Here is a 15866-nt window from a genome sequence, read left to right as displayed (position 1 = left end):
ATCCAAGCGCAACTACAACCCTAGATTTGATTTCATAAATAGATTTCCTCACTAAGTGAGGGAAGAGTTTTTAACCGCCGATAAACGCAAATGAACGCAGATAGTAATTAATTCTATCTGCGTTCATCTGTGTTTATCTGCCACCATCTGCGGTTGCAAAATCAGCCACCAGCAACAGCAGGAACAATGCTGACTTCATCGCCATCTTGGAGGGGTGTTTTTGAGCCATCCAAAAAGCGGATGTCTTCGCTATTGACGTAGAAGTTGAGAAATCTGCGGGGTTCTCCCTTTTCGTCGCACAGGCTTTTTTTGATGCCGGGACAATTTGTTTCCAGCGATTCAATTAGTTCGGAAATGTTATCGCCGGCGCATTCGATGGTGGCTTGATTGTTGGTAAATTTTTGCAGGGGAGTGGGAATTAAAACTTTGACGGTCATTTTTTTAGTCCTTAGTCAGTAGTCATTTATTAGTTATTAGTCCTCAGTCATTAGTCATCAGTGATCAGTCAGTAATCATCAGTCAACAGCTTAACAACCAATGACTAATGACTACCGACTACTGACTAATAGCTGTTAAACCGAAACTTGTTGCCATTCTAAGCGTTCGAGTGTACGGGCGCGTTCGAGGGCGCGCTCGAACGCTTCTAGTTTCGGTTCGAGGGTGATGGGTTCGCCGATGTAGCCTTGAACTGCTTCCTGCGTTTTCAAACCGTTGCCAGTGATGTAAGCGACGGTGGTTTCATCGGGATTGATTTTACCTGCTTCTACGAGTTTCTTCAAGACTGCGATTGTCGTGCCACCTGCAGTTTCTGTAAATATGCCTTCAGTTTCTGCTAGCAGTTTCATGCCTTCGATGATTTCGGTGTCGCTGACGGATTCAATGTTGCCGTTGGTTTTGCGAGCGATTTCCAAGGCGTACATACCGTCGGCTGGATTGCCGATCGCGATCGACTTAGCAATTGTATTCGGTTTCACCGGTTTAACGAAATCGCGACCTTCGCGGAAGGCTTGGGCGATGGGTGAACAGCCGTCAGCTTGGGCACCGCTGAACCGGACTTTCTTTTCATCGACTAAACCGACTTCGGTGAATTCTTGAAAACCTTTGTAGATTTTTGTGAACAAAGAGCCGGAAGCGAGGGGAGCGACGATGTGATCGGGCAATTGCCAGCCTAGCTGTTCGGCAACTTCGTAGCCGAGGGTTTTTGAGCCTTCGGAGTAGTAGGGACGCAAGTTGATATTGACAAATCCCCAGCCATGTGTATTGGCGACTTCGCAACAGAGGCGGTTAACTTGGTCGTAGTTACCGTGAACTGCCATGACAGTTGGATTGTAAATCAGAGTGCCCAGGACTTTGCCTGCTTCTAAGTCGGAGGGGATGAAGACTACGCAGTCTAGTCCGGCGTGGGCGGCGATCGCAGCCGTAGAGTTAGCTAAATTGCCAGTGCTGGCACAGGATACCGTTGTGAAACCCAATTCTCTCGCTCTACTGAGGGCGACTGACACCACTCTGTCTTTAAAGCTGAGAGTGGGCATATTGACGGCATCGTTTTTAATATAAAGATTTTTTAGACCGAGGCGGCGCGCCAAGCGGTGGGATTTTAATAGAGGAGTCATCCCAGTGCCGACATCGATGACGTTATCTGTAGCGACTGGTAAAAATGCGCGGTAGCGCCAGATCGAGTTGGGGCCGGCTGCGATGGTTTGGCGAGTGACGCTGCGGCGGATGGCGTCGTAGTCGTACTTGACTTCAAGCGGGCCAAAACAGCAATCGCAGACGTGCTTGGCTTGGAGTTCGTACTCTTCGCCACATTCTTTACACTTAAGGGCTGTGAAGGTTGCTGCTGTGGATTGGGTTCTGGTCGCCTGGGTCATAGCTCAACTCTCTAGTTTTGCGATGTTTGTTAATTCTTTTCGCAGAATACCACGCTCAAATTAGTGCGTCAACCATACCCGATTCTTTTAGTCGGGATTAATTTTCCAGTTACTTTTCAGTTAAACAGTGGTGTATTTAACTTTGATATTTGGGCGGGCGGGACGCCCAACCCCTACTCCCCACAAGGATTTGACTTGTTTTCAGGATCGGGCTCTTAATCCAGATTGTCAGGCCCACACGCGAGCCCGATCGAGCTCAAGGATGATTTGCCGACGGAATTGTTACAAAACTTAATAAATCTTTTTTGGGCTAACAATTGGGCAGTCGTGCGATCGAACACAACTACAAAACCTCGAATTTTTGATTAACCAACTTAGCCTACCCGCCGCTGACGGGAGGAATGAGGACAACTTCGTCGCCGTCTTGGAGGATGGTGTCGGGGGAGACGAATTCCATGTTGACGCCGAAGCGGGTGCGATCGCGCCATTGTTCTAATTGAGGATATTGGGCGATCGAGTTTTCGAGCACTTGAGACACTGGGGTTTCGGGAGGAAGTTCTAATGTAAGTTCCGAAACGCCGTAGGCTTCACCGAAGGCGGCGAACAGTTTAACGGTGATGGTAATCGAAGAGTTAGACACGGCGGTTGAGTGCGATCGACGGTTTGGCAATTATCAACTACACCATACAATTAATTAGTAATTAGGCGCGCCGAGGCTTAGAATTGAAAGCGGCAACCTCTAGTTAAGTTTTACCCCATCGGGTAAAGATGATAGTTGATTGCAGCAAAAAGTCTTAACAATATTGTATGCCGATCGCTCTCACCAACCAGGCGCTAGAAGCAGTTGGCATCCACTTAGATGCAGCTAGCTAAGGTCTAGTTGGCTGCTGTTGAGGCTAATGCGAGAATAATTTTTGAGGATGCGGTATAGATACTTTACGGTAATTGTGGGAGAGTACAAAAAGCTCGCACTACATTTAGCAAGCAACAACGCATACAAGGCCCTGCCAACCCGCTTCCCTGACAAAAAATCAGGTTATAAAGTGTGGCTTGGGATAGTCAAACCTTTGCCATGCTTAGCAAGCTAGCCGTTCTATCTAAGAAGAATACTGAAGTTAACGCGATAGAAATATATGGCAAGTAACGATTTTAAAGTGCTTCAGATTATTGAAGCTAAAGGCTGGTATGCCTTTGGGAGTACCAAGCAAAGCCAGCACGTTGAGAGATGGGTAAGACCTGTCGTGTGTTGGGTTTTAATAGAAGACAAAAAAAAGCGACGGGTTGTGACAGCTACCGCTAGCTATCAGATCCAGATTGACGACAAAGAAGTCGAGTTTTTTGCCCACGAAAGCGAAATTCAAGATCTGGAGAGTCTCCCGAAGTCTGTCTCGGTATCGGAATTTCTGAAAACAGAAGATTGAGAGAAGGGCAAAAGGAGCTGATTTAACAAGTTATTAATTATTCCTTAGTGATTCCTTAAACTTGCTGTCGGATTCTATGGGAATTAGAGGCAGAAGCTCTAGATTGGGGAGAGGGGCAGAATTTATATTTTTGCCTTGCCTTCTGCATCTTGTACCCCATGCCTGAAGTAGCCCAAAAAATAAAGAGGCCGGAAGATTGCTGGCAATGCCAACACGCTTCCGACCTTGCTGAATAACAGGGTATGCATATGTTTTTAAAGTATGGCAGGGAGGCTTTTGAGATATCAAGAGGACTATTGCAATCACCCACTTTTGCTTTCAGGCTGTGTTTGCAAGGCTCCTATTATTTTAGACTGAGAATTTGAAAATTGAGAGGGGGGAGGCTTACAGGTTAAGGATTCTAGCTATTTATCTGTAGCGGATGCTACAAAAAATGGTGGCATTGGCGGACGATCGCACATTCTCGCTAAATTGTTTGCACTCAAAGCTGAAAGTTCGATCGCCACCTGCAACTGCTGCGACTTTAAACCCCACTCAGAACAGGTTCAGGCATCTGCCGTGGCATCCGCCGCCCCAGCAGCGCCATCCGCACGCCGCCGGCAGGCCCTAAAGTTACCCCTCGGCGTTTGGCCTGTACGGGCTTTTTCTCGGCCAATACTAGGTCGAAATCCCGCAAAATGGTTGCCAGCACGAGTTTCATCTCCAACTGCGCCAGCGCCAAGCCGATACAGCGGCGGCTGCCGCCTCCAAAGGGCAAATACTCATAAGGCGAGAATTGCCTCTCCAAAAACCGTTCAGGTTTAAATTGCAGCGGTTCTGGATACAAATCCTCCCGTCTGTGGGTCAAATAAATCGAGCCGACGACAACCGTGCCCGGTTCGAGTTGATATCCCATCAGTTCCACGGGCGTGAGAACTTCTCGCGAAAACGTCAGCATTGCCACGGGGTAAATTCGCAGCGTCTCCTGACAAACTGCACTCAGGTAAGGTAAGCGGAAAATCTCCATCGGGTCGGGATTTTCCCCCAAACTGTCCAATTCTTGCAGCAACTTCTGGCGCACCGAGGGCGAGTTGTGAATCCAGTAAAACGCCCAAGCTAGGGCCGTTGCTGTGGTTTCGTGGCCTGCAAGCAGCAGCGTCATCAACTCGTCGCGCAATTCTTCATTGGTCATGGGTTGCCCGTTTTCGTCGCGGGCGGCCATCATTAAGCTGAGAATGTCGGTGCGGTTGGCGTCTGGTTGCAGCCTGCGTTCTTCAATTTCGGCATATATCAGATCGTCAAGTTTCTGCTTCCGCTGTTTCATGCGTCCCCAAGGACTCCAAGAACCCCAATCTTGCTGCATCCAGCCGAAAAACAGCATACTCGATCGCAACGGAGAACCAGTCATATCCAGGACTGAGGTAAGTAGGGGCTTGATCTCTTCCAACCGCGGCCCGTCATCCAGGCCGAAGACAGCTTGTAAGATTACCCGCAGGGTGACTTCCTGCATGGCGCTGCGGGCCACAAAAGGTCGATCGACCGACCATTTGCTGGCAACATCTTGAGCAATATCGCAAATTAGTTGGCCGTAATTCCGCATCCGTTCCCCGTGAAAAGGTGGCATCAATAATTGGCGCTGGCGTTTGTGCCTTTCTCCTGAGAGAAGAATCATGGATTGTTCTCCCATCAAGGGTTTTAGGAGGCTGTTCAGGCTGCCTGGAGCGTGAAACGCGCTGCTATTGAGCATCTCCTGGACAGCTTGCGGGTGGTGGATCATAACCAATGGTTTCCCCTTGTTCACTCGAGCTGTGAAAATGTCGCCGTATTGCTTGGCACATTTATCCATGAATGTCAGCGGATCGCCGATCCATTGAATTAGCTGCACAAAGGGTGGAGCTTTGGGGCCATTAGGTAGTGTCATAGGAATTACCGGGGTTTGGGTCACTGGACTTAGCAGCATCAACAAATCTCAAAGGGTTTGAAGGTTTATTCAATCCCTCCCACCCCTTATTTTTAAGGGAAAAATTGCGTAAGTCTCATCTCCAATAATTTTAACTACCAGCCGGGAAGCCCCTCGGTATATTCAGAGGGGATGAATCTGAGCGCTGCGCGAAGTACCCCGAATGAATTACCGTAGGGATGAAAGGCGTGTTGGGTGGAGGAACGGAAACCAACAATTAGACTTGCCTACTACGAATCAATCTTCGGGAGCATCTTGATTCTCAATGTACTTCCTAAGTGTTGAAACGGTAACACCTCCACAAGACGCAATAAAATAAGAACTGCTCCACAAAACATCTTTATGGTAGAACTCATTTACCCTTTCGGGGAATTCGCTCCTGAGTCGGCGACTAGCTACCGATTTGATATTATTTACGAATTTCGACAAATCCATTTGCGGGTAATACTGAAATAAGAAGTGAATGTGATCTTCTTCGCCATTGAATTCTACGAGCTTACACGACCATTTTTCAGTGAGATCGGCAAACACTTCATTGAGTCTAGCGAGCATTTCAGCATTGAACACCTTGCGCCTATATTTAGTGCACAGGACTAAATGAGCCTTGAGGTCTGAAACCGAGCGAGCGTTTGCCACAAAGTCGTTTCTCATATTTTTTGTTTTCGGTGTTGCATTTTGAGCATACGCAGACTATACTGTGCAAAGGTCGAAAAAGGAAGCTAAAAAATGCAGCTCGCTTACAAATACCGCCTCAAACCCACCAAGGCTCAATTAACAACAATTATGGTTCACCTGGAACTTTGTCGCCGGCAGTACAACTACCGACTCGGCGAAAGATTTAAATGGTGGGAAACAACGAGAACGCCCATCAATGCCTGTCCCTTAATTGTTTCGATAGTCCCTATTGAAGAGATTTATCGAAACATTCCTTTGACGAGAGTGCAAACTAGGGACGGCAGAAAAAAAGATGAATCAGGCAACCCTCTAACCAAAAAAGGTGACATTTTCTCGAACATTGAAGGCGGATATGTACAGTGGCAGACAATACAACTTGCCGACCTAAAAAACACAAAAAAGCTATTCTCTGACTACAAAGTGTTGGACTCGCAGGTCTTGCAAGATGTCGTCAGCCGAGTTGAAACTTCCTTCTCAAACTTTACCACGCCGGATAAGAATGGTAATCGTAGAGGCAAGCCCAAATTCAAAGGGCTTCACTACTATAAATCCTTTACCTATTCTCAACTAGATAATCTAAATATTGTCAAAGATGAGCAAAATAGAATTTGTATTAGTCTCGCCAAAATAGGTCAAGTACCGATGGTTTTCCATCGTCCAATACCAACAGGTTTCAAGGTCAAGACGGGTACAGTTATCAGAGAAGCGGATGGGTGGTATATTTCCCTAACGCTAGAAGATAAAACGGTTCCCGTAACGGTTGCAGAAATTCAGCCGACTGAAGAAAATACTGTTGGCATTGATTTGGGAATATCTAATTACGCTTACCTTTCCGATGGTGAAAGAGTTGAAAATCCGAGATTCTTGAGGAAATTGGCTGAAAAACTGGCAAGGCTGCCAGCGAAATTAGCTACAAAAGTTAAGGGCTCTAAGCCTTGGAAAATTATCAAGGGTAAAATCGCCAAACTCCATCAATTTGTTGCCAGAGCCAGGTTAGATTTCCAGTTCAAAACGGCACATGAGCTATTCGGTAAATGTGATGTTTTGGTTATTGAAGACTTGAGCGTCAAAAATCTAACTAGACGTGCCAAGCCCAAGACTGATATTGAGAATGGTAATTTGGTTTATCTGCCTAACGGTCGGTCAGCTAAGAGTGGTTTGAATAAATCCATGCTTGATGCTGCTCACGGGCAATTTGCTAGCGTCCTGAAATATGTCGCTTGGAAATTGGGCAAAAGCGTTTTGCTTATTGACCCAAAAGGAACTTCTCAGCATTGCTGGAATTGTCTCAACAAAGTTCCAAAAGAATTATCGGAGCGCTGGCATTTCTGTCAGTGTGGAGAATCTTTGGATCGAGATGAAAATTCAGCCAAACTTATAAAGAAGATTGGATTGAGTTACAAAAGTGGCGGGGGAACTTCGTCACTCAAAAAAGCCTTTGCAAAAAAGGAAAAAGAAGCCTGCGGTCTAACTGTACCCAGTTGACCGTCAGGTTAGTTCACTAGCTTATTCTCGAACGGTGCTCAAAATATCCTCTCCAAGCTCTGTAAAACGAACTGTTTTGATTTGCCAAGGAGCATAACTGGTTAAAGTTTGGCGCACGCCCCCGAACAAACCTAACATCTGACAACTGGACAGGTTTTGCAATTTCTGCCGCGAATTTCCGGAGGCTCGCAGATCCACGGTAGCTATTCCGAGGTCGCGATCGATCGTGAGGCGATAACCAGCCAAACCAAGACTATCGAAAATCTGCTGCTTTAACACTTCATTAACCGCCGAGGACATTAACTGGTTCTCTGGGCCTGTAACTGTTTCCGGCTTCAGAGTTTGACACAAATTATCTACCTTATAAACCGTAACGGTGACAGTATTTTCTGAGATGGTAGCACTGCTTAAAACTGAGGCAACAGAGTTAGAAGGCTGCGTTAATTGACTAGATCGAGCCTCAATTTGATTTCCCGTTAGCTGTAGGTGTTGGAACTGAGGGGCGCTTGCTGAGAGTGGGCTTTGGTCTTCGGTTGAGGTAGCTGCATCTGAGCTAGAACAACTGCTACCGCCTATCAAAATTAACCAAACGCCTAAATATCCTAACTGTTTGCAGATACGGTTCATAGTTTTTAATACTCTACTAAACGTCAGTGTATGGAGGGTGAATTTTGGTGGTAGAAAGCACTTAGACCCTGATTACACTCACTTAGAAGTATTTCCCGCAGTACGGAGATGAAAACAAGTTAAGAGTTCTTGTTAATACGTGGATTTTAGTGTTAAATCAGGTAAGAGGGGTTTTACCCCTCGGTGGAGTAACCCCGCAGTTTACCTTTCTCAGCAGATCAAGCTCGCGACCCAGCTCGTAAGTGATATCAAATACCTTGTCAGTGGTGTGATGTACCGTTGCAACTCGATCCTTTCCAAGGTCTGAGGTGAAAAGCCTCTTCCGGTTGGTAAAAGCCTGAGTTTGATTAGTAGTAATGAGGACAGAATTCCGACTGGTGCGCGCATTTTAAGCTCGGCTTCGGAGCGCTTTTTTAACAGCGCCGAAATCGCGCTTATAAGGAATGTGCAAGTCGCGAACAATATCAAAACTTACGCATCAAGAGCAAAAAAACCGGGTTTTTTAACCAGGCATAAGGGCTGCAACGAAGTGTTTTCGTAAAAAAAACTGGTTTCTGGTTAAGTCGCGAATCACATAATTCCTCAGTCAGCGGATCTTTAACGAACAGGCGTGTCAAGGGTGTTATCGCAGCATTCGGTGATTTTTGTGCCGAATCTCATAAAAACACAGTGAAAAAATCATGAAACAGCAATTATTGACAAAAGTTTTTGTGGCAACAGCGATCGCCCTCAGCGGCCTGACGGTTGCTTCTCAACCGAGTTACGGTCGGCGAGCATCGGGGGAAAGTGGATTTTGGTGCAGTACCTCGACCGGTGCGCCGGTGACGGTGTACCAAAACGCTCAAGGTGCTGTAGAGCCTTGGATTGAGTGGACTTCCGATTATTTCTCCGGTTCTGGCTATGATCCGGCAACTCGGTGTCAATTAGTGAGTCAACGCCTCGAAATCTATCGCCGCCAACGAATGCTTAAGTACATTACTGCGGGCCAAATGAACGGCCAGAACGTCATCTGCACGGCGAATCAAGTTAATGGGCGGTGTCAAAATTTGATTTATACCCTCAGACCCGGCCAAGACCCGATCGGCTCTTTGTATAATTTGTTGGCTTGGCGCCAAGGATATGTCGGGATGCCGTCTTTTGATGAAACCAGTAAAATTCCTTACATTGATGTCAGCGAAAAGCTAGGGGAAAATATGGATGATGAGGCGCAACTACCCCCTTTTCCCCACCGTTCGGACAGCCTTAAAGATTGGCAAATTTTCCATCCCATCACCAATTCCAAGGATTGAGGTGGCAAATTTGGCGCGTCAAACAGCGGTACGCATCCCGACGGGGAAATCTTCTGGTTCTGGGACGATCGTCCGGCAGCAGGGCCAAACCTATACAGTGCTGACTAACTAGCAGATTGTGGCGATCTAATAATTGTCACCGACGACAGCCTCCTCCACCCACTGCTAGGAGTTCTGAGCCGGCTGGGCGATATCGAGCTGGCGATCGTTCTGTTTCGCCGCGCGATCGAGTATAAAATAGCACCATTAAGCCTTGAGGCAGGAGCGGTGTCTGAGCCAATGCTGGCAGTCGGCTTTCCTGCGTGTGCTGAGTTTGGGGGTTTGGTGGTGACCGAAAGCATAAAGGATACAAGCCCCCGGATTCATCCGTGGAGAAATAAAAAACCTGTATCCGATGAAACTTGCCCCCCGAATTTATCCGTGGGGTCAATGCTTCAATTGTTTAATCTAAAATCTAAAATCTAAAATCTAAAATCGATTGACGCTGGCTTCGTTTCGGTGCCACTACCCAAATCTTTGCCTCAAGGTTATAGGTTGGGCTATACAAATGAGGTTAAAATCGGTATGAGTCGCGACCCGATTTTTAATGCCAAAGGTTTCTTGATTGGGATTAACTGTAGGGGCAAGTATCGAGATCCAAATTTTGGCGTCTATGCTTTTGAAGAGGGAAGTGAACCAACAGCGGAATTATTGGAAAAAATGGTTAAATCCAGTTGGGGAATTCCGATTAGTATATATTTGCAGTTCGCCTCGTCTCATCTAGGGAGTTATCGATGAATGTGTGGAGTTTGCGGTTTGACGCGCTGACAATCATCTTGACAGGTGCATTAACAGTGACGGCGCTTGTCAGCCAACAATATGCTGCCTGTGCCAAAACAGCCCAAGAGATTGCCCAGCTAGCGACCTTGACAACTGTGGAAGTCAACAATACGCTGGGTTTTTTTGCTAGTGGATCGGGAGTAATTATTGCCAAACAGGGTAACATTTACACTGTTCTGACAGCTAATCATGTGGTGGCAAGCCTCGCTCAAAAATACAGCATTCGCACTCATTTGGAAAAGGATTATGCTGCGATTAGAATACAGCGCTTACCGAAAAATGACACGGATATAGACTTGGCTTTGATACAGTTTCAGAGCCGAGAACAGTATCCAGTAGCACCAATGGGCGAGTCAGAACGTGCTGTTGTTGGTTCTGCTATTTACGTTTCTGGCTATCCGCTGCCAATTTCGGGATTTGAACGAAAACTTGAGTTTACTGCTGGTATCATCTCTTCTCGCTTGGGCAGCGCCTCATCAGGGTATCGTCTGCGTTACCAAGCTGTAACCAGGCGCGGGATGAGCGGTGGGCCTGTATTTGATGCTGATGGTAGGGTGGTAGGAATTCACGGCCAGGGGGATACTGTTGGCACAATTAGGAGTCAGTGGAACGGTCAGATTGAGGAGATTAAAACGGGGTTGAATGCAGCAATCCCGATCGATGCTTTTAGGGAGTTGCTTTCACAAAACAAGCGTAACGGCTTTGATATTCTCAGCAATCTTTCTCTCAGCAGCGCCTTCGGTCAAAACCAGCCGAGTCTGGGTTATGGAGGATTTGTGTGCGATACCTCAACGGGCGAGCCGGTGACTGTGTATCAAAATCCGCAAGGGTTCAGAGAGCCTTGGATTCGCTGGAATTCTAATTTCTTTTCTAGTTCGGGCTACGATCCTCTAACTCGCTGCCAACAAGTGACTCAGCGCCTTGAGAATTATAACCGTAATAAACAGCTAAATTATGTCACGGTGGGTATTGTAAATAACCAGAAAGCGATTTGCACGAGTAGCCGCGTTAATGGGCCTTGCGAAGGTTTGATCTACACGCTGCGCCGCGATCAAGATCCGACTCCTGCACTGAGCAGTTTTTTTGTTTGGCTGGGGAATCAAAAGGCTGTGCCTTCTCTTTCTGAAAGCGGTACTGTGCTTTATATCGATGTCCGGGAACGGCTGGAACAATTTTAGATTTTGGCTTTGAGATTTTAGAGGGATTAGTAATAGGTAAACACAGAACCCCAACTTGTTAAAAAAGTCGGGGTTCTCAAACAACTACTTATTAGCTGACAAAGTGAGATATTTTACTTATTTATCACTGACATAATAGAACTCATGATTTTTTGGAACGCGGAAGCTATAAAATTACTCTTACATTCGTAAATCGAATTCAAATTTTTTAGGTATCAAGCATGACAGCAACTACCCCGCAGGCAACGTCAACAACGCCCGCTTTTTGCGAAGGCATTCAATATTTTTCGGAAACACTCCCTGGTTTTGAGACTTACGGGAAAGCACCTGCGATCGCCGAGGGGAGCAAGTCGATCGCCGATCCTGCCGATCCCGTCGCCGTCTTTCAAACGATGCTGGGAGCAGACGCCCTGCGCTACCTGACACTGCAAGTCACCGCCAGCAAGGCATCGGGACATCCGGGGGGTTTTGCTAGCCAAGCTGAGGCTTATGCCGCTTTGGTGATGCTCGGACACAAGAACATTGTCACCGAAGTCGGCCATCACGCCCCCGGCTTTTACAGTGCCATGTTTCTCGATCGATCTTTGGAAGATATGGGAATTTTCAACGTGCAGCAAGTGCGCGATAAATTCCGAGAAAAAGACGGTTTGTTAGGACATCTTTCCGGTTTCATTCCCGGCCTTTTAGCACCGGCCGGCCCCCTCGGACAAGGGCAGCATTTCGCAATGGCTGGAGCGCTTTTACACCGCGAAAAACTGTTTGCTTTCACAATGGGCGACGGCGGCATGGGCGAACCCTATCCGATGAGCAGCATGGCGCATTTCCACACTGCTTATCCCAGCGTTACTAACTTTTTGCCTGTGTTGGTTTGGAACGGATATTCTCAGGAACATCACAGCATGGTTTCGACTAAAACTAATGCTGAAATGATTGCTTATTGGCAAGGCAACGGTTTTGAAGAAGTTATCTTAGTTGATGCTAAGGAATTTGACGATAAAAATCAACCGGAAGATTATGTTGACAGCACTGCTTTTTCGCTCGAACAGCGCATGGCATTTACCAAAGCTGTTTTAGAAGGAGTTGACAAAGCGGCAAAATCTGCTCTCGGCGGCAAATTAACTGCGTTTATTATCAAACAGTTGAAAGGTGCTGGCGTCCACGCGCGCGGAGCAAAATCTCACAACCTTTATCCGAAAGATACGTTGGATGCTCCGCACATTATCAGTGCTTTAAAAGAGCGCGCTTTGACTGCTGCTGCTTGGGAGTTGGTGCGGACAAATTGCGAGCGTGCGGGCGGCGGGCCGGCGGCGAAAACAGTTGTTACTGAGTTTACATTGCCGCTGGCAGATTTAGGCGAATTGCCTTTAGAAGAATTTGCAGTTGGGGGAGAACCGAAGATTTCGACCACAGCAATGGGGGTTTTGGTAGGGAAAGTTGGCGAGCGCGATCGTACTTTTCTTGTCACTAATGCTGACGGCAACGAAGCATCGGCAATTGCCAATATCAACCAAGCTCTCAAAATTATTCACCCGACGACAGATGATTTGTACAATCAATCGCCAAACGGTCAAGTTTACGAACCTTTGAGCGAAGATGCTTGCGCCGGTTTAGCCGTAGGTTTATCGCTATTCGGAGCGCGGAGTTTGTGGTGTTCCTACGAATCTTTTGCCATCAACGGTTTACCAATTTGGCAAACTGTAACCCAAGCAATGGCAGAATTGCGCCGTCCAACTCCGGCAACTGTCACCTTATTTACAGCGGGTGCATTGGAACAAGGCCGCAACGGTTGGACGCACCAGCGGCCGGAAATTGAGGCTTATTTTGCCGCGATGATGCGGAACGGAAATGTGTTTCCTTTGTTTCCACCGGATGCTAACAGTATTCAAGCTTGTTACGAGTGGGCTTTGACTGCTAGAAATAAGGGAGTTGTGATTACTGCAAGCAAGTCGCCACTGCCAATTCGCACTACTCTTGAACAGACTCGCCAAGGTTTGCAAGACGGTGCAATAGTGCTGCACGAAGTCGATTCCCCCCAAGCTACCCAGAATCAAGGCGGGAGCAAGAAAGTGGTGTTTGCAGTTGTCGGCGACATGACGTTAATGCCAGTGTTTGAAGCAGCGGCATTTTTGGAAACAGAAGGGATTGGAGTGCGGATTGTTTCTGTTGTGAACCCCCGGCGTTTGTACCGTCAAGGTGATGTTGCTTGGGATACTTGTTCGGAAGCTGACGGCGGCTTTTTGAGCGATGAAAAATTTGCCGAAATGTTTGGCGGAGATGCCTTGATTGGCGTGACAGGCGGTGCTTCTGGGATGTTGGAACCTGTGATGCTCCGCAGCAATTGCAAGCGGGATACTTTCGCTTGGAAGCGGGGGGAAACTACTGCTAGTGCTGGTCAGTTGATGGCGTTTAATGGGTTGACTGCTGAGGCGTTGACTAAAAGGGCGATCGAGCTAGTTCATTAAGTTAGAATGTGAGTGAATGCCCCTGCCTGGTTTGTGCTGGGTAGGGGCTAGTAATATTTAAAATAGGATGGTGATACCTATGACAGCAAAAATTTTAGAAGAAATAGGTACGCTTGCGGAACAGCGATTGGTTCTCCCCGGTTATTATACTTGGGAGCAATTTGAGGCTCTCGAATCTTTGATGGCTGACTCTCCGGGTTTGCGGATAACTTATCTTGATGGGTGGATCGAGTTTATGACACTGGGTGAAGCACATGAAAGCTTGAAAAAAGCGATCGCTATATTACTGGAAGCATACTTTTTTGAACTCGGAATTGAATTCTTTCCTGTAGGGAGTGCAACTCGCAGAGACCGGGCAAGAGATGTATCATTTGAACCAGACGAGTCTTATTATATAGGTTCAAGAAAAGAGCATCCCGATTTAGCCGTGGAAGTAACGATTACTAGCGGTAGCACAAATAAACTAGCTAAATATCTGCGACTTCGCATTCCTGAAGTCTGGTTTTGGGAAAATAATCAGTTGGCTGTGTATGGGTTGCGGGAGGATAATTATGAGCAAGTTTCAAGAAGTGAGTTGCTGCCGGAATTGGATTTAGAATTGCTGGTACGCTGCGTTTTAATGCCTTCAAGGATTGAGGCAAGGACGGAGTTTCTTAATGGGGTTCGGCAAGTGGGTTGAATGCTGAGGAGTTGGTAAAAAGTGCGATCGTCTACGAGAGCTTCCCTAACGACTTGATTGGTTAAGCTAAAATGTGACAGACAACCATTGGCTCTCACAAACAACCTTTGCGCGATCGGCTCCCAGGATTTGTTAGACTTGTAGGTGTAAAGTTACTAAATTATTCCTATCTCTCTTCCTTCATCTGCGTGAATCTGCGTCAATCCATTGTCATCTGCGGTTAAAAATTTCTCTTCTTTTAACCGCAGATGAGGGCAGATAAACACAGATTAACGCAGATGAATTAGATCAAATCCGGTGGCAGGATTCGTGATTTTTGACTGTTGACTAGATTTGACGCCCGACGATACTACCGGATTTGATATGATACGATTATAGAGCTATACGTGCAGCTTTAACCTAATGCTGAGGGGATAATTTATTGGGAAGTTTTTCCGGGTTTGCTGTTAAATAAGTTTGCTTTGTTAGCTGGGAATGTAGCGAGGGTGCTAGAGGTTGTGCTGCGACGGAACCTCCATATTGTGTGAAATATCTGTCTTAATTTTATTGCTTTTTTCCCCGCAAGCCATCAACCAAAAACTCATCATCGATCGATCGCCCGCAGCTTCAAACTTATCCCGCGAAACCAGATAGCTTTGTATTTCCGACTCTGAAATCAACCCCTGTTTGACCATCTGCAAAATGGGCCCGGAGTCAAGCAAAGGTTGGAACGCTTCAATTCCGATGATATCGCTGTGGGTGACAACCGCTTCTAAATCAACGCTAACAAACCCAGCTTCTTTCAGAATGCGGCACAGATTTCGCCCGACGCATAAATTGCCGCCCCGCGATGCTATCACCTGCTTGAATTTATCCCTGACAATCTCGACTGACCAAGGCGGATTTGTCAGCCAAAACAGATCCGCATCGCTATCGATAATCACCAGTTTACCGCCCGGTTTCAAGATGCGGAATATTTCTCTAGCTGCTGCGACGGGTTCGGGAAGGTGAACGAACAGCAAACGGGCGATCGCAAAGTCAAACGTGTTATCATCCAAACCAGTATCCGCAACCGATGCTGGGATGCGATTTACTCGATCGCCCCCTTTGTCCTGCAAATATGCTACTGCTTTTTCGTGCAGTACCGGGTCAATTTCTACCGCTGTTACCCAACTGTTTGGCAGCAATTCTAACAGTTTTTCGGTGAAAAATCCCGGCCCGCTACCAGCTTCCAAAACATTCATCCCGTCGGCTAAACCGAACCACTTTAAAGTGCGCGCTTCCTTTTCCCAACTGAGGAGAACTTGAGCTTTTAAGCGCTGGATTTCTGCGTCAAGTTCCAGATTGTACGTGTTTGCTTTATATCATTTGTGACAAGTTAAGAAAAAGTGCAAATTGTCAAGGGGGTAGACCAAAAAAGGTAAAATAGGATGAAACCTTTA

At 46.8% G+C, this 15866-nt stretch carries 15 protein-coding genes; 6 read left to right on the top strand and 9 right to left on the bottom strand.

What is annotated here, in order from left to right; all coding sequences use genetic code 11:
* Window positions 1-161: 161 nt before the first annotated feature.
* The 3 genes from QUB37_RS14925 to QUB37_RS14915 all read right to left on the bottom strand — a co-directional run bounded on the left by QUB37_RS14925 (window position 162) and on the right by QUB37_RS14915 (window position 2511).
* Window positions 162-437 carry a MoaD/ThiS family protein gene (locus tag QUB37_RS14925; protein ID WP_333163207.1) on the bottom strand — a complete coding sequence of 92 codons (276 nt, stop codon included), beginning with the start codon at window positions 435-437 and terminating at the stop codon, window positions 162-164.
* 135 nt (window positions 438-572) lie between these two features.
* Window positions 573-1871 (bottom strand): threonine synthase, encoded by a 1299-nt coding sequence (gene thrC / locus QUB37_RS14920; protein ID WP_333104957.1) that lies wholly within the window; start codon window positions 1869-1871, stop codon window positions 573-575.
* Between the two features lie 379 nt (window positions 1872-2250).
* Window positions 2251-2511 carry a MoaD/ThiS family protein gene (locus QUB37_RS14915; RefSeq protein ID WP_333163205.1) on the bottom strand — a complete coding sequence of 87 codons (261 nt, stop codon included), beginning with the start codon at window positions 2509-2511 and terminating at the stop codon, window positions 2251-2253.
* A gap of 493 nt (window positions 2512-3004) precedes the next feature.
* Between QUB37_RS14915 and QUB37_RS14910 the strand changes: the two genes are divergently transcribed.
* Complete coding sequence (locus tag QUB37_RS14910; protein WP_333163203.1) at window positions 3005-3292, top strand: hypothetical protein; 288 nt, start codon at window positions 3005-3007, stop codon at window positions 3290-3292.
* Between the two features lie 408 nt (window positions 3293-3700).
* On the opposite strand, the gene QUB37_RS14905 is transcribed toward QUB37_RS14910, so the two are convergent.
* From QUB37_RS14905 to tnpA, 3 genes are all read right to left on the bottom strand, one after another.
* Window positions 3701-3826: a hypothetical protein gene (locus QUB37_RS14905; RefSeq protein WP_333163201.1), complete on the bottom strand. Its 126-nt coding sequence runs from the start codon at window positions 3824-3826 to the stop codon at window positions 3701-3703.
* Window positions 3816-5192 (bottom strand): cytochrome P450, encoded by a 1377-nt coding sequence (locus QUB37_RS14900; RefSeq protein WP_333163199.1) that lies wholly within the window; start codon window positions 5190-5192, stop codon window positions 3816-3818. Before QUB37_RS14900 ends, QUB37_RS14905 begins: the two co-directional genes overlap by 11 nt.
* Before the next feature lie 276 nt (window positions 5193-5468).
* A complete protein-coding gene (tnpA, locus tag QUB37_RS14895) occupies window positions 5469-5882 on the bottom strand; it encodes an IS200/IS605 family transposase (RefSeq protein WP_333163197.1) in 414 nt (137 codons plus the stop codon).
* A gap of 75 nt (window positions 5883-5957) precedes the next feature.
* On the opposite strand from tnpA, the gene QUB37_RS14890 reads away from it, so the two are divergent.
* Window positions 5958-7391, top strand: a complete 1434-nt coding sequence (locus QUB37_RS14890; protein ID WP_333163195.1) for a transposase — start codon at window positions 5958-5960, stop codon at window positions 7389-7391.
* 21 nt (window positions 7392-7412) lie between these two features.
* On the opposite strand, the gene QUB37_RS14885 is transcribed toward QUB37_RS14890, so the two are convergent.
* On the bottom strand, window positions 7413-8018 hold the full coding sequence (locus QUB37_RS14885) for a hypothetical protein (protein ID WP_333163193.1): 606 nt from the start codon (window positions 8016-8018) through the stop codon (window positions 7413-7415).
* A 680-nt stretch (window positions 8019-8698) separates the two neighbouring features.
* On the opposite strand from QUB37_RS14885, the gene QUB37_RS14880 reads away from it, so the two are divergent.
* On the top strand, window positions 8699-9307 hold the full coding sequence (locus tag QUB37_RS14880) for a COP23 domain-containing protein (protein WP_333163191.1): 609 nt from the start codon (window positions 8699-8701) through the stop codon (window positions 9305-9307).
* A gap of 136 nt (window positions 9308-9443) precedes the next feature.
* Here the strand turns inward: QUB37_RS14880 and QUB37_RS14875 are convergent, their stop codons facing one another.
* Entirely contained in the window at window positions 9444-9587 is a 144-nt protein-coding gene (locus QUB37_RS14875) for a hypothetical protein (protein ID WP_333163189.1), read from the bottom strand.
* A gap of 493 nt (window positions 9588-10080) precedes the next feature.
* Here QUB37_RS14875 and QUB37_RS14870 point away from each other — a divergent pair, with 493 nt between their 5' ends.
* From QUB37_RS14870 to QUB37_RS14860, 3 genes are all read left to right on the top strand, one after another.
* Window positions 10081-11304: a COP23 domain-containing protein gene (locus QUB37_RS14870; protein ID WP_333163187.1), complete on the top strand. Its 1224-nt coding sequence runs from the start codon at window positions 10081-10083 to the stop codon at window positions 11302-11304.
* 221 nt (window positions 11305-11525) lie between these two features.
* Complete coding sequence (locus QUB37_RS14865) at window positions 11526-13766, top strand: phosphoketolase (RefSeq protein ID WP_333163185.1); 2241 nt, start codon at window positions 11526-11528, stop codon at window positions 13764-13766.
* A gap of 79 nt (window positions 13767-13845) precedes the next feature.
* Window positions 13846-14445, top strand: a complete 600-nt coding sequence (locus QUB37_RS14860) for a Uma2 family endonuclease (RefSeq protein WP_333163183.1) — start codon at window positions 13846-13848, stop codon at window positions 14443-14445.
* Between the two features lie 488 nt (window positions 14446-14933).
* Here QUB37_RS14860 and QUB37_RS14855 read toward each other — a convergent pair whose 3' ends face one another.
* Entirely contained in the window at window positions 14934-15749 is an 816-nt protein-coding gene (locus tag QUB37_RS14855; protein ID WP_333163338.1) for a methyltransferase domain-containing protein, read from the bottom strand.
* Between the last annotated feature and the right edge of the window lie 117 nt (window positions 15750-15866).

Source organism: Microcoleus sp. AT3-A2 (assembly GCF_036705685.1).
Lineage (GTDB): Bacteria > Cyanobacteriota > Cyanobacteriia > Cyanobacteriales > Microcoleaceae > Microcoleus.
Note: the sequence above shows the minus strand (reverse complement) of the source record. Positions and strands in the feature narration are given on the sequence as shown.